This is a genomic window from Halorubellus litoreus, assembly GCF_055378595.1.
The window spans coordinates 2,470,576-2,489,269 of the sequence record NZ_AP043836.1; the positions used below are offsets into that span (position 1 = coordinate 2,470,576).

The 18,694-nt window shown below is 68.8% G+C and carries 18 protein-coding genes; 6 read left to right on the forward strand and 12 right to left on the reverse strand.

Annotation, left to right across the window (positions count from 1 at the left end; all coding sequences use genetic code 11):
• Window positions 1–25: 25 nt before the first annotated feature.
• Window positions 26–514, reverse strand: a complete 489-nt coding sequence (locus ACZ48X_RS16520; RefSeq protein WP_336348660.1) for an Lrp/AsnC family transcriptional regulator — start codon at window positions 512–514, stop codon at window positions 26–28.
• Between the two features lie 191 nt (window positions 515–705).
• On the opposite strand from ACZ48X_RS16520, the gene ACZ48X_RS16525 reads away from it, so the two are divergent.
• The 4 genes from ACZ48X_RS16525 to ACZ48X_RS16540 all read left to right on the forward strand — a co-directional run bounded on the left by ACZ48X_RS16525 (window position 706) and on the right by ACZ48X_RS16540 (window position 4,024).
• Window positions 706–1,647 carry a DMT family transporter gene (locus ACZ48X_RS16525; protein WP_379761984.1) on the forward strand — a complete coding sequence of 314 codons (942 nt, stop codon included), beginning with the start codon at window positions 706–708 and terminating at the stop codon, window positions 1,645–1,647.
• Window positions 1,648–1,744: 97 nt separating this feature from the next.
• Window positions 1,745–2,809: a M42 family metallopeptidase gene (locus ACZ48X_RS16530; protein WP_336348658.1), complete on the forward strand. Its 1,065-nt coding sequence runs from the start codon at window positions 1,745–1,747 to the stop codon at window positions 2,807–2,809.
• Window positions 2,810–2,911: 102 nt separating this feature from the next.
• The gene (locus ACZ48X_RS16535; protein WP_336348657.1) at window positions 2,912–3,481 is read left to right on the forward strand and encodes a plastocyanin/azurin family copper-binding protein; all 570 of its coding nucleotides are present in this window, start codon (window positions 2,912–2,914) and stop codon (window positions 3,479–3,481) included.
• A 180-nt stretch (window positions 3,482–3,661) separates the two neighbouring features.
• Window positions 3,662–4,024: a hypothetical protein gene (locus tag ACZ48X_RS16540; RefSeq protein WP_336348656.1), complete on the forward strand. Its 363-nt coding sequence runs from the start codon at window positions 3,662–3,664 to the stop codon at window positions 4,022–4,024.
• 45 nt (window positions 4,025–4,069) lie between these two features.
• Here the strand turns inward: ACZ48X_RS16540 and ACZ48X_RS16545 are convergent, their stop codons facing one another.
• From ACZ48X_RS16545 to ACZ48X_RS16555, 3 genes are all read right to left on the reverse strand, one after another.
• Window positions 4,070–5,695 carry a TrkH family potassium uptake protein gene (locus ACZ48X_RS16545; RefSeq protein ID WP_336348655.1) on the reverse strand — a complete coding sequence of 542 codons (1,626 nt, stop codon included), beginning with the start codon at window positions 5,693–5,695 and terminating at the stop codon, window positions 4,070–4,072.
• Window positions 5,692–7,029, reverse strand: coding sequence for a Trk system potassium transporter TrkA (gene trkA, locus ACZ48X_RS16550; protein ID WP_336349654.1), 1,338 nt, complete (start codon window positions 7,027–7,029; stop codon window positions 5,692–5,694). Before trkA ends, ACZ48X_RS16545 begins: the two co-directional genes overlap by 4 nt.
• 118 nt (window positions 7,030–7,147) lie before the next feature.
• A complete protein-coding gene (locus tag ACZ48X_RS16555) occupies window positions 7,148–7,672 on the reverse strand; it encodes an SRPBCC family protein (protein WP_336348654.1) in 525 nt (174 codons plus the stop codon).
• Between the two features lie 143 nt (window positions 7,673–7,815).
• Between ACZ48X_RS16555 and ACZ48X_RS16560 the strand changes: the two genes are divergently transcribed.
• Both ACZ48X_RS16560 and coaBC read left to right on the forward strand, forming a co-directional pair.
• Complete coding sequence (locus ACZ48X_RS16560; protein ID WP_336348653.1) at window positions 7,816–9,249, forward strand: NEW3 domain-containing protein; 1,434 nt, start codon at window positions 7,816–7,818, stop codon at window positions 9,247–9,249.
• Between the two features lie 98 nt (window positions 9,250–9,347).
• Window positions 9,348–10,553, forward strand: coding sequence for a bifunctional phosphopantothenoylcysteine decarboxylase/phosphopantothenate--cysteine ligase CoaBC (gene coaBC, locus ACZ48X_RS16565; protein ID WP_336348652.1), 1,206 nt, complete (start codon window positions 9,348–9,350; stop codon window positions 10,551–10,553).
• A gap of 533 nt (window positions 10,554–11,086) precedes the next feature.
• Here coaBC and ACZ48X_RS16570 read toward each other — a convergent pair.
• From ACZ48X_RS16570 to mbhE, 8 genes are all read right to left on the reverse strand, one after another.
• Complete coding sequence (locus ACZ48X_RS16570; protein WP_336348651.1) at window positions 11,087–11,908, reverse strand: helix-turn-helix transcriptional regulator; 822 nt, start codon at window positions 11,906–11,908, stop codon at window positions 11,087–11,089.
• Window positions 11,909–12,064: 156 nt separating this feature from the next.
• Window positions 12,065–12,484, reverse strand: coding sequence for a monovalent cation/H(+) antiporter subunit G (gene mnhG / locus ACZ48X_RS16575; protein ID WP_379761981.1), 420 nt, complete (start codon window positions 12,482–12,484; stop codon window positions 12,065–12,067).
• 2 nt (window positions 12,485–12,486) lie between these two features.
• On the reverse strand, window positions 12,487–12,804 hold the full coding sequence (locus tag ACZ48X_RS16580; protein ID WP_336348650.1) for an MrpF/PhaF family protein: 318 nt from the start codon (window positions 12,802–12,804) through the stop codon (window positions 12,487–12,489).
• The gene (locus ACZ48X_RS16585) at window positions 12,797–13,429 is read right to left on the reverse strand and encodes a Na+/H+ antiporter subunit E (RefSeq protein WP_379761979.1); all 633 of its coding nucleotides are present in this window, start codon (window positions 13,427–13,429) and stop codon (window positions 12,797–12,799) included. Before ACZ48X_RS16585 ends, ACZ48X_RS16580 begins: the two co-directional genes overlap by 8 nt.
• A 131-nt stretch (window positions 13,430–13,560) precedes the next feature.
• Window positions 13,561–15,210, reverse strand: a complete 1,650-nt coding sequence (locus ACZ48X_RS16590; protein WP_336348648.1) for a complex I subunit 5 family protein — start codon at window positions 15,208–15,210, stop codon at window positions 13,561–13,563.
• On the reverse strand, window positions 15,207–15,602 hold the full coding sequence (locus ACZ48X_RS16595; RefSeq protein ID WP_336348647.1) for a sodium:proton antiporter: 396 nt from the start codon (window positions 15,600–15,602) through the stop codon (window positions 15,207–15,209). Before ACZ48X_RS16595 ends, ACZ48X_RS16590 begins: the two co-directional genes overlap by 4 nt.
• On the reverse strand, window positions 15,599–16,087 hold the full coding sequence (locus ACZ48X_RS16600) for an MnhB domain-containing protein (protein WP_336348646.1): 489 nt from the start codon (window positions 16,085–16,087) through the stop codon (window positions 15,599–15,601). The genes ACZ48X_RS16595 and ACZ48X_RS16600 overlap by 4 nt, the downstream gene beginning before the upstream one ends.
• Entirely contained in the window at window positions 16,084–18,537 is a 2,454-nt protein-coding gene (gene mbhE, locus ACZ48X_RS16605; RefSeq protein ID WP_336348645.1) for a hydrogen gas-evolving membrane-bound hydrogenase subunit E, read from the reverse strand. The genes ACZ48X_RS16600 and mbhE overlap by 4 nt, the downstream gene beginning before the upstream one ends.
• Between the last annotated feature and the right edge of the window lie 157 nt (window positions 18,538–18,694).

Consider the following 18,694-nt stretch of genomic DNA (forward strand, 5'->3'; position numbering starts at 1 on the left):
AGCGTCGCTGGTCGGTCGTCGGCTGTCAGTCGTCGTCGGTGAGCGTGGCGAGCAGGGTCTCCATGCTGTAGCTGCCGAGGGCGCGGGCGTCCTCGTGGAGTTCGTCGATGACGTACGTGGAGTTGGTGCGTTCGACGGCGTCGACGGTCTCGAAGTCGCGGATGAGGCGGCCGACGTCGTCGCCATCGTGGAGGCGTGCGATGGCGACGTAGTCGGTCTCGCCCATCGTCGAGAACAACTGGGTGACGCCTTCGATGGCTTCGATGTCGTCGGCGACGTCCTCGTGGCTCCCGGAGTAGTCGGTGAGGACCTCGAGGATGACGGTGACGCCGAGGCCGAGCGCGTCGAGGTCGAGGTCGTAGCAGTCGTTCTCGATGACGCCGGCTTCGCGGAGGTTGTTCAGCCGGTAGTGGATGGTGGAGACGGGGATGTCCGTCTCTTCGTGGAGTCGTTCGGGGCTGCCGGTGCCGAGTTCGCTGATGGCCTTGAGGAGGCGCACGTCGCGGTCGTCCATGCGTCGACGGTCGCACGCGACCGACTTCAGCCTCCCGACCGGTTCTTCGCTCGGATAGAATCCAGAATATCGATAAAATTCGTAGTTTCGTACAACTCCTGTGTCGAGAGCAATTCACAATTCTGGTTCTGGAGTTCGAGTTGCAACGGATTTTAATACTACCATCGGCTGGCGTTGGATAGCAACCAATGATATCGCAGAAGTTCTGGAGAGCACTCCCAGACACGAGCCTGTTGTTCGTATCGCTCGCAATCCTCTGGGGGACGTCGTTCGTCGCCATCGAGGTCGGCCTCCATCACGTCCCCGCGCTCGCGTTCGCCGCGCTCCGCTACGACCTCGCCGGCGTCGTCGTCCTCGCGTACGCCGTCACCGCGACCGACCGCTGGCGACCCCGCACCCGGACCGAGTTCATGAGCGTCCTCGTTCCCGCCGTCTTCGTGTTCGGCGCGTACCCCGCGCTCCTCTACGTCGGCGAGACGTACGTCTCCGGCGCCGTCGCCGCGGTCGTCGTCTCCCTCTCCCCGGTCCTCACCGCGGGCGTCGGGAGCGCGCTCGACCTCGAGGAACCGCTGACGACGACCGGCCTCGTCGGCGTCGCACTCGGCATCCTCGGCGTCGCCGTCGTCGTCGACCCGAGCCCGGGCGCGCTCGACGGCAGCATCGTCGGCGTCGCGCTCGTGCTCGCCGGCACCGCGTGCTTCGCGCTCGGGAGCGTCCTCGCACGCCCGTTCGACGCCGGCCTCCCGAAGCCCACGACGCAGGCGTGGGCGATGGTCGGCGGCGCCATCGGCCTCCACCTCGCCAGCCTCGCGCGCGGCGAATCCCTCGCCGACGCCACGTGGACGACCGAGGCCATCGTCGCGCTCGGGTTCCTCGCGCTCGCCTCGGGCGCCGTCGCCTTCCTCGTCTACTTCGAGCTCCTGGAACGCATCGGCGCAACCGAACTCACGCTCGTCTCCTACCTCGAACCCGTCGTCGCCGCGCTCGTCGCCTGGGCCGTCTTCGGGAACGTCGTCGACGCCACGACCGCCCTCGGGTTCGTCGTCATCTTCGTCGGCTTCGCCGTCCTCAAACGCCACGCGCTCACCGACGTTCTCGCCACGGTCCGTCGGCGCGTGCACGTCCGCACCTGACCAGGGTCGAACCACATTCCCTCGCGCGCCCCGCCGTGAACCGGCGACGCCCTCGCCGTCCTATCGGTTTTTGTGCGCGGGCGACGGATGGGGAGTCATGACAGCCTTCGACTTCGACGAGTCGCTGCTCGTCGAGCTGACCGAAGCGCACGGGGTACCAGGGTACGAGGACGCGGTCCGCGACGTCGTCCGCCGCGAGTTCGCGGCCGCGAGCGCGGTCGACGAGGTACGCTCGGACGCGATGGGGAACCTCGTCGGCACCATCGAGGGGAGCGAGAATCCCGACTACGAGGTGGTCGTCGCCGCGCACATGGACGAGATCGGGTTCATGGTCCGGAACGTCGACGACGACGGGTTCCTGCAGGTGGACGCGCTCGGCGGCTGGGACCCCGAGGTCCTGCGCGCGCAGCGCGTCGTCGTCCACACGGACGACGAGGAGCTCCTGGGCGTCATCGGCTCCATCCCCCCGCACTCGGGCGGGAGCGACGACGACGACGAACGCGGCGTCCACGACGTCGACGTCGACCTCGGCCTCCCCGCCGACGAGGTCCGCGAACGCGTCGCGGTCGGCGACCGCGTCTCAACCACGCAGACCACCGAGGTCGTCGGCGACTGCATCAACGGGAAAGCGCTCGACAACCGCGTGAGCGTGTTCGCGCTCTGCGCGCTCGCCGACCGCCTCGACGACCCGCCCGTCACGGTGCACCTCGCCGCGACCGTCCAGGAGGAGGTCGGGTTGCGGGGTGCCGAAGCCATCGGCGTCGACCTCGCGCCCGACCTCGCACTGAACCTCGACACGACCGTCGCGAACGACGTCCCCGAGACCGACGACGACAAGTACGTCACGAAACTCGGCGCCGGCGCCGGTATCAAGTTCAAGGACTCGAGCGTCATCCCGAACCGGAAGGTCGTCGACCGCCTGCGTTCGGTCGCCGCCGACCGCGACGTCGCCGTCCAGCACGAGGTCCTCCCCGCCGGCGGCACCGACACCGCCGGCTTCCAGCGCTCCTCCGGGCCGACCCCGGTCGGCGCCATCTCGTTCCCGACGCGGTACCTCCACACGCCCGTCGAGAGCGTGCACGGCGACGACGTCGCCGCCGCCATCGACCTCGCCGACGCCTTCCTCGACACCGAGACCGGCGCCCACGACTACACGCTGTAGGTCGGGCGCGACCGCACCGGACGGACGAAGCACCGACTCGCCGCACGGAACCGCCGTGCGCGAATCGAAGATTTCAGTACGGGGCTCCCCTAACCACCGGGTATGGACGAAGACGCTACGGACACGCCTGTCTCGCGCCGGCAGTTCATGACGGCCGTCACGGGCGCGGCCGCGGCCGGCGCTGCGGGGACCGCCGCCGCACAGGAAGGCACCGAAGGCGGGGGCGGCGGTGGCGCGACCGAAGAGGTCGTCGTCGGCCCCGGCGGGTCGCTCGTGTACGAGCCCGCCGACCTCGAGATCGCGGTCGGCACGACCGTGAACTTCGTGTGGGACTCGGACAACCACAACATCGTCGTCGAGAACCAGCCCGACGGCGCGGAATGGGAGGGAACGGAGGGCCCGGCGTCGAAGACGTACGACACCGGCCACGAGTACTCGCACACGTTCAACACGACCGGCGACTACGACTACTTCTGTCAGCCCCACGTCGGCGCCGGGATGGAGGCCAGCATCAGTGTCGTCGAGAGCCTCGAACCTGCCGGGTCGAGCGGCCCGGTGCTCCCCGGGAGCGCGAAGACGCTCGCCGTCGCCGGCACCGCCGCATTGCTCTCCGTGCTCTCGATGGCGTACTTCTTCATGCGGTACGGCGGCGACTTCGAGACGCCGGAGTAACCCCGTCGTCGCGGAACGCCGACCCCGGCGCATCCACGCCATCCGTTTTCACGTCGTCGCTACGACTCTCGTTCGCACGACGTCGCGTCCGCCCGCCAGCGGTGTCCGCGGACGCGGCCTCGGGACCCGCCGGTCGGTTCTGCCGGTAGATTGAGGAGGGCAGCGCCAGCAGACGGAGGCATGCCCGGTGACGTCTCCGCGTTCAAGCGCACGTACGGCCTCGCGGCGGTCGTCCTGTTGGCGCTCACCGCCGTCGCCGTCGGCGCGATGGCGTTCACGGACGCGATGGTCGAAGCCGCCGCCGTGCTCGCCGTCACCGCGTCGTCCACCGCCGCGGTCCTCGGCGTCGGTGCCGTTCACCGACCGCGCGCGTTCCTCACCGTCTTCGGCGACGCCGACGCCGCCGAGCGCGAGCGGGTCGTGCTCGCCACGCGCGTCTCCGGCGTGTTCGCCGTCGCCGTCTCGCTCGTCCTCGCCGTCGCTGGCATCGAATCGCTCCTCGCGTACCGCGACCTCGCAACGACGGCGACAGCGATCCCGTGAGCGAGCGCGCCCGGTGACCGCGCCCCGAAAAAGCCGCGTTCGCGGTCAGGACGACCAGTACCCGCGCGTCAGGAGTACGAGCACCGGGAAGATCTCGAGGCGGCCGATCCACATCAGGACGACCATGAACACCTTCGCCTCGATAGTGAAGTCGATGTAGCTCCCCATCGGCCCGATGAGTTCCAGGCCCGGCCCGATGTTCCCGAGCGTCGCCGCAACCGCCGTCATCGCCTCGATGACGGACAGCGGCGCGGGTTCGGCCATCACGGCCGCGTCCGCGACGAGCACGAGCGTGGCGACGAAGAAGATGGCGAAGTACAGGAGCGTGAACCCGTAGATGCCGCGGATGGCGCGCTCGTCCAGCGGCTTCCCCGCGAGCCGCACGGGCCTGACCGCGTCCGGGTGAACGGTCGTGAACAGCTCGCGACGCAGCGACTTCAGGATGACGAGCCACCGCACGATCTTGATACCACCACCGGTCGACCCGGCGGACCCACCGATGAACATCGCGAACACGAGCACGTACCGCGCCGAACCGTTCCACGCGTTGAAATCCATCGTCGCGTACCCCGTCGTCGTCACGAACGACACCACCTGGAACGTCGCCTGCCGGAGCGCTCCCTCGACGTCACCGAATATCGGGAACGTGTGCGCGATCGGCCCGGCGGCGACGCCCTTGTCGGCGTAGTGCGGTGCCGTCGACGCCGTCGCCGGCCCGGACAGCCCCGGGTCGAGGTAGATGAACGCCGCGGCGACAGCCGCGAGGACGCCGATGACGCCGGCGTACGCGCGGAACTCCGCGTCCTTGAGGAGCTTGTCGACGTTCCCCTTCGTCGCGTGCCAGAACAGCGCGAAGTTCGTGCCCGCCGCGACCATGAACGGGATTATCAACCACTGGACCGCCGCCGAGAACGCCTCGATGGACCGCGCCTCCGGCGAGAACCCGCCCGTTGACATCGTCGTGAACCCGTGCGCGATGGCGTTGTACGCGGTCATGGCCGGTGCCGTTCCCGCGACGTGCAGGCCGTAGAGGAGGAGGACTTCGAGGGCGGTGATGCCCGCGTACGCCACCCAGAGCGCGCGCGCCGTCTCCGCGATGCGCGGCGTGAGCTTCTCGATGCCCGGGCCCGGCGCCTCCGCGTCCATCAACTGTGCGCCACCGACCGATAGCTCCGGGAGAATGGCGACCGCGAGCACGACGATACCCATCCCGCCGAGCCACTGCGTCATCTGTCGCCACATCATGAGCGCTCGCGTGTGACTCTCGAAGGAGATGTCACCCATCACGGTCGCGCCCGTCGTCGTGAACCCACTCATCGTCTCGAACAGCGCGTTTTCCGGGTGATGGAGCGTCGTGTCTGTGGTATATGTCAGCGACCCTCCCTGGAACGCGAGATGTTCGAGGAGGTACGGCAGTGCGCCGACGACCGACACCGCGAACCACGTCGCCGCCACCATCAGGAACCCCTCGCGCGCACCGATGTCCGGGTCGTCGTCGAGGCGTTCCAGGACGGTGCCGACGCCGACCGCGACCAGCGCCGTCACGACGAACGGGACGATCGTGCGCGGGTCGTAGAGCAACCCGGTGACGATGGGGACCAGCAACGCGACCGCGAGGTACTTCGTCACCCGGCCGACGAGCGAGACGCTCGCGCGCCAGTCCACCTTCATAGCTGCGGCGTGACCTCCTCCAGTATCGACGTCTCCGCGAACACGACGACGTGGTCCCCGGGTCTGACGACCGTATCACCGCGCGGCGTGATGAGTTCGTCGTCACGCGTGATTGCACCGACGACCACGCCCTGGGGGAGGTCCGCGGTCGCGTCCGCGATGGTGCGGTTCGCGAGCAAGCTCTCGTCGTCCACCTCGATCTCGAGGACCTCCGCGCGGTCGCTCTCGATGATCGCGACGTTCTGCGTGTGCTCCTCGCGCGTGAACCGCGTTATCTCCTCGGCGGTCACCTCCCGCGGGTTCACCGCCACGTCCACGCCAACGGTCTCGAAGACGTCGACGAACGACCCGTCCTCGACGACCGCGACCGTCCGCTTCGCGCCCAGGCGCTTCGCGAGCAGACTCACGAGGAGGTTCTTCTCGTCCGAGGACAACGCCGCGACGACGAGGTCCGCGTCCGCGACGTGCTCGCGCTCCAGGAAGTCGATGTCCGTCCCGTCGTTCTCCAGGACGACGCTCCCGACGAGTTCCTCCGCGAGTTCGCGAGCGCGCTCCGGGTCTCGCTCGATGACCCGCGGCGTCACGCCCTGCGCTTCCAGCAGTCGCGCCGTCTGATACCCGATCTCGCTCCCGCCGACGACGTACACCTCGTCGGAGCTCTCCAGGCCGTTCGTCGGCGTCAACTCCGACGCGAACAACCGACAGCTCTCCGGACTCCCGATGACGACGACCTTGTCACCCGGCTCGATGAGCGTGTCACCACGCGGAATCTCCACGTCGCCGTTCCGGAGGATGGCGGCGAACGTCAACGACTCGAAGCGGTCCGCGGACTCGACGGTCTCGTTCGCGAGCGTGCTCTCCTCGGTCACCTCGAACTCCGCCATGCGGACGCGTCCGCCCGCGAACGAGTCGACGTCCTGCGCGCCCGGCAGGCCCGCGATGCGGACGATGGTCTCCGCGGCGAGCAGGTCCGTGCACACCATGAAGTCGACGCTGAACGCGCCCTCGGCGCCACGCCACGTCGTCAAGTAATCGGTCTTCCGGACGCGAGCGACCGTGAACGCGTCCGAGACGGTCTTCGCGGTGGCGCACGCGACGATGTTCGCCTCGTCGCTGTCCGTGCTCGCGATGAGCATGTCCGCGTCCTCCACCCCGGCCTCCTTGAGCGTCGCGAGGGACGTCCCGTCGCCCTCGATGGCGAGGACGTCCAACTGGTACGTGATCGCTTCGACGCGCTCGGGGTCGGTGTCGACGACCACCACTTCGTGCGCGTCAGCGAGCCCGCTGGCGATGTTCGCACCGACCTCGCCAGCACCCACGACCACCACTCGCATCACGCGCTCACCTCGTACATAATCGGGGCGGACGAACGGCCCGAACAAGAGGGTTGTCATGCGCGCGTCGCGGCGCCTGCTGCGCGCTCGCGGCCGTTCGCGGGCGCTCGCGGCGCATTCAGCCGTCGCTCGACGTCGTGTCGACGTCCAGGTCGACGCGCCGTCGCTGCCCTTCGAGGTCGACGACGACGCGCTCGACGATGTTGGTCGCCTCGCGCTGGATCTTCGGTTTCACCTTCTCGACGACCCAGGACAGCGAGACGAACCGCGGCAGGTCGATGTTCCCGACCGTCGCGGAGTCCGGGTCGTACTCGACGAGGAACCGGACTTGCGTCGCGACGTCCTCGCCGTCCGGCGGGTCGACGGATTCGACGAACCAGTGACCGGTCGCGTCGATGTCCTTCGTGATACGCCAGTCGATGCGTTCCGGCGGGTGCGTCTCGGTGACCTCCGAGTGCGCGGTGTAGGTGAGTTTCCACCACGCGAACGTGAGGTCGTATCGCGTGCCGGGGCCGCCGTCGCCGCGCTGGCCGACGCGCTTCATGTGCTCGGAGTACGCGGCGTACCCGGGGAAGTCGAGCAGGAACTCGTACACTCGCTGTCTGTCCGCGTACACGACGGTCGTGACCTCGACTCGCTCCACGACCGTACTGACGGCGGTCCGGAGGTAAACGTTTCGTCGCCGAACCTCGCTCGAACTCGGCTCCAGGGCCGAAAATTCAAGCCAGTAGAGCCTGCACGGAAAGATATATTTGTCGCGCTACGGTATAATTGGAGTAACTACTAATGAGAAACAAACGTGGCGTTCGCGTGCTCGTCGTGCTCGTCGCCGCCCTCGCCGTTACCGGGCCGGTCGCCGGTGCGGTCGACGGGACTGGCGCGACGAGTCCGGTGAACGAGTCGACGGACGCGTCCGCCGTCGACCTCGCGCTCTCGATATCCGCCGGATCGACGGACCCGGGCGGGACGGTGACGGTGACGTTCGTCGTCGAGAACACCGGTTCGACTGCGGCGTCGTCCGCATCCCTCCAGGCGCGGTTCCCGCCGACGTGGTCGGTGCAGAGCCATTCGGACGACGGCGCGAACTTCGCGGGACGCGGCGTCGGCTGGCAGTTCGAGACGCTGGAACCCGGTGCGAACCGGACTGTCTCCGTCACGATGCAGGTCCCGGAGGACCACGACGGAAGCGACCTGACGCTGCGCGCGCAGGTCGGTGACCGCGAACGGAATACGGCCAGTGCCAACACCACGATAGTCGTCGGCGAGAAGGACGGCGGCGGCGACGACGACGACGGGTCTGGCGACGATGGGTCCGGTGGTGACGACGGGTCCGGTGGTGACGATGGGTCCGGTGGTGACGATGGGTCCGGTGGTGACGATGGGTCCGGTGGTGACGACGGGTCCGGTGGTGACGACGGGTCCGGTGGTGACGATGGGTCCGGTGGTGACGACGGGTCCGGTGGTGACGACGGGTCCGGTGGTGACGACGGGTCCGGTGGTGACGATGGGTCTGGCGACGACGATTCCGGTGGTGGACTGGACGGTGGCGACGACGGTAGCGGTGACGATGGTGGGAGCGGCGATGACGACTCCGACGACGGTGGACTCAGCGGCGGTGACGACGGAAGTTCCGACGACGACGCTCCGGAGTCGGGTGACGGCTCGAAACCTGACGACGGTTCGAAGAAGGGTGACGGCTCGAAGTCCGGCGACGGTTCGAAGAAGCCCGATGGCTCGAAGTCCGGCGACGGTTCCAAATCGGGTGACGGCTCGAAGTCCGGCGACGGTTCCAAATCGGGTGACGGCTCGGAGTCGGGCGACGGCTCGAACTCCGGGTCGGAGGGGACGTCCGGGAGCGACGACGGCGACGGTGGACTATCCGGCGGGAGCGACTCCGAGGGTGGAGACGACTCCGCGTCCGCGGACGAACGCTCGGGCGCGAACGACGAAGCCGGCGAGGATTCCTCGACCGAGGCCGCCGGTGACGCCGGCGCTTCGAGCGACGAGGCATCGAACGCGGACAGCGGCTCCGAGTCGACGAGTCAGGACGTGAACGCGGTCCTCGGTGTCGGCGGTGCGGACGACGGATTCGATCCGCTCTCCGTGCTCGACCCGATCTCGAAACCGATCGACGACCCGAAACGACAGCACTTCGACGGCGTGTTCTCGCTGCTGTCCATCGGTTCGATCGGCGTCCTCATCTCGCGTCGATTCCGCTGACCGCCCGACCGGTCACGGCGCGACCGACCGTGCACGGTCGTTCGGGCGCGGGTTCGGTATCGGGTACGCTCTTGTGTGGGGCACTCCAATCGCGTGGTATGACTGCGGAGTCGGACGAACCGAAGCGACGAGACGATGGCGCGCTCGCCGGCGTGAACGTGGCGCTCGGCGTAACGGGGTCGATTGCAGCGGTGAAGACCGTCGAACTCGCGCACGAACTCCGCCGGGAGGGTGCGAGCGTTCGAGCGGTGATGACCGAGAGCGCGACGGGAATCGTGCATCCGTGGGCGCTCGAGTTCGCGACCGAGCACGACGTCGTCACGGAGATCACGGGGAGCGTCGAGCACGTCGCGCTCTGCGGGCGCGACGAGTGGGCTGACGTCCTCCTGATAGCGCCGTCGACCGCGAACACGGTCGGGAAGATGGCGAGTGCGGTCGACGATTCGACGGTGACGACGTGCGCGACGACCGCGCTCGGCACGGGCCTGCCGGTCGTGGTGGCGCCCGCGATGCACGAGCCGATGTACGACCATCCGGGGGTGCTCGACGCTATCGACACGCTCGAATCGTGGGGGGTGTCGTTCGTCGACCCGCGCGTCGAGGAGGGGAAGGCGAAGATCGCGACCGAGGAGGCGATCGTGCTCGCGACCGCGCGTGCCGCCGGGGGTCGGCCGCTCGCGGGCGAGCACGTGGTGGTGACGTCGGGGGCGACGAGCGAGCGCGTGGACCCCGTGCGCGTCCTCACGAACCGGTCGTCGGGGAAGACGGGCCGTGCGCTGGCGCGAGCGCTGTACGTCGCGGGTGCGGACGTGACGCTCGTGCATCCGGACGGCGACGTGCCGTACGCCTCGGTCGTGGACGTGGAGACGGCCGCGGAGATGACCGACGCGGTCCTGCGAGTGGTCGAGGACGAGGATGCGGACGCGCTCGTATCGGTTGCCGCGATATCGGATTACACGGTCGCGAGCGCGGACGAGAAGATCCGGAGTGGTCGCGAGGACCTGTCGCTCGAACTGGAGTCGACGCGGAAGCTCATCGATACCGTGCGCGACGCACACCCGGACCTCCCTATCGTCGGGTTCAAGGCCGAGACGAGCGGCGACGATGCGGCGATGGTCGAGCAGGCCAGGGAGACCCTCGAGCGCGCGGGCCTCGCGTTCGTGGTGGCGAACGACGCGAGCGTCATGGGTGCCGACGAGACGCGCGCGCTCCTCGTGCACGCGGAAGGGTACGCTGCGTTCACGGGGTCGAAGGCGGCGCTCGGGCGAGAGGTGGCGGCGGCGCTCGCGGAGGTCCTCTCGTAGCGGGCGTGGACGGACTCGACGAGGTCGCGCTCGCGAACCCCGATGGCGTTGATAAATCAGGAACGTTGAGGGGGTGGGGGTCCGTTGTGTCCGCGTAGCAACTAGCAGGCCCTGCAACCAGTTAGCTAGGTGGTGACTGCCGTGCGTTGTCTTCGCATGGACGGTGGTGACGGGAGGGACGTGGTCTCTCGCGGGCGTCGACCGCTCGACCGGAGACGGAGCGACCTCCCTGGACGCGGCCCCGTTCCGCCCCCCGACGACGAGCTGACGGCAACGACGCCCACGTCGCCTGTCTCTCTCCGGCCGGAGCCACCACTCCCCAGTGGTCGTTCGAGCCCATCCTCCGGCCGGGTTCTTTGCGGTTAGTCACCCACCAACCGTTGTCCCGCGGTCGATACCCTCGACGTCGACTTGCGCGAATCGTCGACCGCGGCCATCCCACCTCGGTAACGTTCTCCCGAGTCGCTCGAGTTGCCATCGTCGAGTCGTCACTCCCGACCAGGGGCTTGCGCGGAGCGACCGGTCGCAACCAGTTACTGCGAGTCGACGAGCGTCGCGTCCTTGCGAACGTCCTCGTAGACGCCACGCGCCCACGTCGCGGCGTCCTCGCCAGACAGGCGGACGAAGCTGGCGATGTGGCCGCGGTCGGTGTACGTCGTCACGCCGACGTTCGGCGTGCTGTCCGGGAGGAGGTACAGTCCCACCGGTGGGGTCTCGTCGACGTAGTGGACGGTCGATGGGCCGGCGAGCACCTGCTCGCAGACGGCGGGGTACTTCGCGGTGAGCGCGTCGACGTCGTCGTTCTCGATGACGACGTCGCACGTCATGTCGCCGCTACGGAGGTCGTCGGCGACCGCCTCGAAGCTCCGCGGGTACGTGAGTCCGGGGAGGCCGGTGACGTGCGTCGCGTCCTCGACCCACGTCATGAACGCGTCCAGTGGCGCGGTCGGACTGGTATCGGTCGTCACGACGGACGCGGTCGCCATCACGCACGGTGGCGGCGCCATCGACTCGGGCACGGCTTCGAGCAGCGGACGGGCTTCGTAGAGGTGCTCGGTGGTCTCGACGGTCATCTGGAAGACCGCCGCGACCTGCGCGCCGAGTGCCGTGAGCTCGTATCCCTCGTGCGTTCGGGCGACGACACCGTGTTCGTTGAGTTCCCGCGCCCAGTTGTAGACCGTCGACTTGGAGACGTCGAGGTCCTCGGCGAGCGTTCGTTTGTACTTCGGGCCGTCTCGAAGCGAGCGGACGAGCGTTCGCGACTTCGCGAGCGCTCGCAGCAGTTCGTCGGTCGGCGGGCTCGACTCGGTCGCCGGTTCCGTCTCCCTCCCAGTGTCCACCGCTCGCTCGGGCATACGCTCATTTAACTGTTGTTGCAGCGATAAATTAGTTGCGGCAATGGCGGTATTCACCCGTCTCCGGGGGTGCACTCCCGAAGGACACGCTCCCGTGGTGCGTTCGCCCGCGACACGACCCCGGGTCGGTCGTCGCCGCGGCGTGCTCGCGCGCGGTCAGTCGTCGCGCGGCCAGGTGACGGTGTCCTCGAACGGGATGCCCATCTTCTGGGCGGCGCGGCTTATCATGTGCGCGCCGGTCGGCGCGGTGATGAACAGGAACGCGACCGCGACGAGCGCCGCGAGCCCGGACCCGTCACCGCCGAAGTACAGGAAGCCGGCGAGGAGCATCGACGACGCGCCGAGCGTCGTCGCCTTGCTCGTCGCGTGCATCCGGTTGTAGACCGACGGCAGGCGGACGAGGCCGACGACGCCGACGACGAGGAAGAACGTGCCGACGGCGACGAGCGCGACGACGAGCGCGGCCTGGATCGGTCCATTGAGACTCGCGGACCCGCCGGCTGCGAGCGGGACCGCGTCCGCGCCGGTCGTCGAAGGTGCGATGCCGTCGATTGCGTTGGGGAGGGAGGCGAGCATGGTCATTCGATGATGTCTCCTTCGGTGACGAACCGCGCGACCGCGATGGTACTGATGAACCCGATGATGGCGAGGACGAGCGCCACGTCCACGAACAGGCCGCGACCCGTCCACATCGCGTACAGCGCGGCGATGGCGACGACGTTCGTCCCGATGGTGTCGAGCGCGACGACGCGGTCCGGCGTCGACGGGCCCGCGACGACGCGGTACGCCGAGAACAGCGTCACGGCGGCGGCGACGACGAGGCCGAGACCGATGACGTCGTGCGCGAGTCCGCCGAGCGGTTCGTTCGCGGCGAGCGCGACCCCGAGGTCACGCATCGTCCTCACCTCCGGCGTCCTCGTCGCGTTCGTCGACGTCGGCCGACCAGGCGTCGACGCCTTCGTGCTCGACGGTCGCGTCACCCTCGGGTTCCGGAACCGGACTCCCGGGGTCGCGGCGTTCGTCGAACATCACGAGCGCGAGGTCCTCCCACGTCCGGATCGGGTCGACGATACTCGACGGGTCGTCCGCGGCGATGGCGTGCACGTACAGGCTGTTCCGTTCGGCGTCGTAGTCCATGGTGAGGGTCCCCGGTGTGAGCGTGATGGAGTTCGCGATGGTCGTGATGGCGAGGTCTGTCTCGACCCGCAAGGGCACTTCGATGACGTCCGGGTCGATCGGCATCGACGGCGAGAGGACGCGGTACGCGACGTCGACGTTCGCCGTCAGGAGTTCCCAGAGGAACACCGTCGCGTACTGTAGTGCGGCGAGGACGGCTCGCGGCGTCCGGACGAGCACGGGCGTCGGACTGAAGAACCGCCGGAAGAGGAAGGCGATCGGGATGCCGACCGTGAGTCCGATGAGGAACTCGCCGAGCGCCAACCCGAGGACGAGCTCGCCGCCTTCGGCGATGTCGACGCCGCGGACGAACAGCCAGAGGACGGCGAACGCGAACCCGAGCAGCGGCCAGCGCCGGGGCGCGTCGTCGCTTAGGTCCTCGCGCGGCGCGGTGTTCGCTGGTTCGTCGGGTGCGTCGGCGGCTTCGGCCGCGTCGCTGCCGTCGCGCACATCGCTGTCGTCGGGTGCGTGGTCGTTCATGCGTGCCCACCTCCGCTGGTGGCGCTACTGGTAGTGTCTGGGTTCACGGCGTCGACGTACCCCTGCGTGTCGAGCGCCGCGGTCGCGCCCTCGATGGCGGCTTCGAGCACGGGGTCGAACGCGACCCCGACGCCGACGACCGCGAGCGCGAGGACGACCACGACCGCGACCTGCGTGCGGTTCGTGTGCGTCGCGTCGACGACCTCCGTGGGCGTCCCCCAGAAGCCGCGGTTCCACGCTCGCGTGACGTACGTTATCGTGAGTATCGCGCCGGCGAGTGCCCCGCCGAGCGCGAGTTCGCTCCCGGCGACGACCGCGGCGTCGAACACGAGGAACTTCCCGAAGAACCCGACGAGCGGCGGGATGCCGACGAGGCCGATGGCGGCGACGAAGAACCCGCCGGAGAGCACGGGCGCGCGCTCTGCGAGCCCGCCGAGGCGGTCGAGGCGCGAGGTGCCCGTCGCGTCGTGGATGGCGCCGCTCGCGAGGAACAGCGCGCTCTTCGCGAGCCCGTGATTCAGCGAGTACACGAGCGCGGCGGTGACGCCGAGCACCGCGAGACCGCTCACACCTGCGACGTCACCGTACGGTGCCGGCGCGTCGACGCCCGCGACGATACCGAACGCGGCGAGGGCGAGCGGCAGCACGATGAACCCGACCTGACCGACGCTCGAGTACGCGAGCAGGTCGTCGATCCGGTCCCGGTTCACCGCCGCGACCCCGCCGAGGAGGATGCTCGCGATCGCCATCACGAGCAGGACCGGGCCGAAGTACGCGAGCGGCCCGGACCCACTGAGTCCGGGGAGCGCGAGTTCGCCGAGGTCGGCGGGCGCGAACACCGTGAAGTACAGGCGGATGATGGCGTAGATACCGACCTTCTTGACGACACCAGCGAGTGCCGCCGACACTGGTGCGGGCGCGGCGCGGTACGCCGCGGGCACCCACCAGTGGAACGGGACGATACCCGCTTTGAGCGCGAACACGACGAACAGGACGACCGAGAGGCCGAGGACGGGCGCGAGCGTCGTGATACCGAACGCCGCCGGGTCGGCGAGCCGTCGCGCCATGTCCGCCATGTTCAGCGTCCCCGTCGTCGCGTACAGGCCGCCGATGGCGACGAGCATGAGCGCGCTCCCGACGAGGTTCAGGACGACGTACTGGAGCGCGGCGCGCGTGTGCTCGGGCCCCGAGTAGAAGACGACCAGGACGTAGCTCGACATCAGCATCACCTCGAACCACACGAAGAGGTTGAAGATGTCGCCGGTGAGGAACGACCCGGTGACGCCGACGAGCATGAAGTGATAGAGCGGATGGAAGCTCACGCGCTGCCCGACCTCGTCGACGTACGCGACCGCGAACGCGAGCGCGGCGACGCCGACGAACGAGCCGAACGCGAGCATGAACACCGAGAGGTCGTCCGCGACGATCGTGATACCGTAGGGCGCTCGCCAGTCCGACAGCTGGTAGACGAGCGTCCCCTCGGCTTTCACGCGAGCGAAGAGGTACGCGACCGCGCCGAGGTACGCGACGCCGCCGAGCACGGAGAGCGCGCGCTGGACGCGCAGCGACCGGTGCGCGAGCGCGGTCAGGATGGCGGTCCCGAGGACGACGAGCAGCGGTGCGATGACCGCGACCGGCGGACTCATTCGTCGGCACCTCCGTCGGTCGCCACCGCACCGTTCGTCTCCGCTTCCTCCGTGCCGTCAGCGAGTTCGAGCATGTCGATGGTGCCGTGTTCCTCGTACGTGCGGTACGTGAGGACGAGCGCGAACGCGGTCGTCCCGAACCCGATGACGATCGCGGTCAGGACGAGCGCCTGCACGAGTGGGTCGACGGTCGCCGGCGCATCCGCCCCACCGGCGGACACGAACGGGACCGCGCCGCCGCCGAGCGAACTCATCGTGATGAGGTAGACGTTCGCGGCCTGCGAGATGATGCTCACGCCCCAGACGACGCGTACCACGTCGCGCCGCAGGACGAGGAACGTCCCGACGGCGAACAGGAACCCGAGCACGGCCGCGAGCACGACTTCCGTCATTCTGCCCCCACCACCGAGACGATGGCGAGCAGGCCGCCGACGACGACGAGGTACACGCCGAGGTCGAACGCGAACGCGCTCGCGAAGTGGAACTTGAACAGCGGTTTCACGTCGTACAGCCAGTCGTGCTGGCCGAGGAACGCGAACCCGGTGTCGGCGAAGAACATCGCGACGACGCCCGCGCCGGCGGCGACCAGCAGGCCGAGCGCGAACATCGTGCGGTAGTCCGCGGCGAGCGCCGGTCGCGGGATGCCGAAGGCCGGTTCGACGTCCCGATGCAGGAGCGTGTCCTGCACGTAGTCGACGCCGAAGATGACGTAGATGAGCGCGAACCCGGCCGCGGTCAGCACGCCCGCGATGAACCCGCCACCGGGGAGGTTGTGCCCCTGGAGGAGGAGCGCGATCGCGGTGACGAAGATGATGGGGGACACGATGCGCGTCGCGGTTCGCGCGATGACGGTCGTGTCATCTCCATAGCGACTCATTGCGTCTCACCTCGCTCCCGCAGGGCGATGAGTGTGATGATGGAGAGCGCGGCCATCGAGACGACGGCGATCTCGCCCATGGTGTCGAACGCTCGGAAGTCGACGAGGATGATGTTGACGATGTTGCTTCCACCGCCGTCGGGGTACGCGCGCTCGACGAAGTACGTCGCGATGGAGTCCGGTCGGGTGGCGGTCGCGAGCAGGACGGTCGTCGCGACGGTCGCGCCGACCGCGACCGAGAGGACGCCGTCACGGAGCGCGGTCGACCGCGTCACGTTCCCGTAGAACGCCGGGAGGCGGTCGAGGACGAGCAGGAAGATGACGAGCAAGAGCGTCTCCACGACGAGCTGCGTGAGCGCGAGGTCGGGTGCCTTCGAGAGGATGTAGAAGATGGCGATCATGAACCCGAGGATGGAGAGCGTGAGAACGCCTGCGACGTGCGAGTTCGCGCGGACGACCATCGCGGCGCCGACGCCGGCGAGCGCGAGCACGAGCCAGGTCGCGAGCTTCGGTGGCGTCACGGGGAACAGTTCGTCGATGGGGAGCGCGACGGCGACCTCCGCGGCGGCGTACGCGCCGAGCGTGAGGACGACGAACGCGGCGAGCGTCCACGTCGCGTACGTCCGCAGGCGCCGCGTCTGCACGGCCTCGCGGACGCGGTCACTGAACGGGTTCGCGCCGTCGGTGAGGCCGTCGTAGTAGTAGTTCGCGGTCAACGGTCCCGAGATGAGGTCGTCGAGGCGGTCGTGGAGCGCGTCGTACTCGGTGTACGCCGCCGCGCCGAGGACGATCGTGATGGCGCTCATCGTCGCCGCCGGCAGGGTCTCCCGGGAGGTCGGCAGGTGGTACGTGAACTCGCTGCCTTTCGCGACCGCGCCCGCCGCGCCGCTCGCGGCGACCGCGTGCGCGCCACCGCCGAGTTCGCCGCCGGTCGCCTGGATGACGCTCGCGACGAACGTCTCGAGCGGTTCCAGGTGGACGCCGAACGTCGCGGTGACGCCGCCGAGGCCGACGACCGCGGCGAGCGTCGCGAGCAACGCCGGCGGGCCGAGCATTATCGCTGGTGGACTGTGGACGTGCCCGAGCGCGTCCGGTTTGTCGCCGAAGAACATCGCGACGAACCGGATGGAGTACAGGAACGTGAAGACGCTCCCGAACACCGCGACGACTGGCACGAGGAACGCGACGCCGCCGTGCACGGTCGCGTACTCCCACGCGGCCTTGAACAGGAACTCCTTCGAGTAGAACCCGTTGAACGGCGGGACGCCCGCCATCCCGAGGCCGGCGATGACCGCGATACCGGCCGTGATCGGGAGGTCCTCGCGGAGCCCCCCGAGTTCGTTCAGCGCGCGCGTCCCGGCCTCGTGCGCGACGATGCCGGCGACGAGGAAGAGCGCGGCCTTGAACAGCGCGTGATTCACGATGTGGAAGGCGCCGGTCTCCGCGCCGTAGAACGACGTGAACCCGAACCCGGCGATGATGAGTCCGAGGTGGGAGGCCGTGGAGTACGCGAGCAGTTCCTTGATGTCCGTCGCCGCGACCGCGAGGATGGCGGCGACCGTCATCGTCAGCAACCCGAGTGCGACGAACGCAGCCGTCCACTCCTCGCCGCCGAGGAGCGGCCGGAGGCGCCCGACGAGGTAGACGCCGGCTTTCACCATCGTCGCGGAGTGCAGGAACGCCGACACCGGCGTCGGGGCCTCCATCGCGTTCGGCAGCCAGATATGAAGTGGGACCTGCGCGGACTTCGCTGCCGCACCGATGCCGACGAGCGCGACCACAGGCACGAGCAGGCCCTGCTCGGCGAGCGCGGCCTGCATCGCCGCGGCGTTCTCCGGCATCAGGATGCCGCCGTCGCCGAACAGCGCCCACGTCGCCGACCCGAGCGCGTCCGCCGACACCGCGTGCAGGACGAGGAAGCCCGCGAGCATGAACAACCCGCCGGCGACCGTGATGAGCATCGACTTCCGACTCGCGTACAGCGACGGGCCCGCGCGCTGGTAGTGCCCGATGAGGACGTACGACGACAGGCTCGTCAACTCCCAGAACAGGAAGAGGACGATCATGTCCGCGGCGAACGCCACGCCGAGCATCGACCCCATGAACGCCAGCAGCGCCGCGTAGTACTTCGCCTGCCCCGACTCGTCGTGCATGTACGCGCCGGAGTAGGTGAGGATGAGGACGCCCACGCCGCTCGCGAGCGTCGCGATGAGCAGCGAGAGGCCGTCGACGTAGAACCGGAGGGATACGTCGAGGGCGGGTATCCACTGGACGCTCGCCGCACCGTGGGTGCCGAAGAGGCTCGCGACCAGTCCGAGGCACGCGAGCGCGACCGCCGCGGCGTAGTACGCCGTCCGTTCGCCCAGGAACCGGTAGACGAACGGGGTGAGTGCGGCGGCGAGGAACGGCAACCCCACGACGGCAAGCAACGTCGCGAGATCTACAGCCATGTCTAGTCCCAACCCGGCACGTTCCGGACTTAATACTTCTCAAACCCGACGCCTCCGGGTATCGAGGTGTCCGACCGCCGCGGGGGTGTCGCGACGTCACATTGCCGCGGGGGTGTCGCGACGTCACATTGCCGCGGGGGTGTCGCGACGTCACATT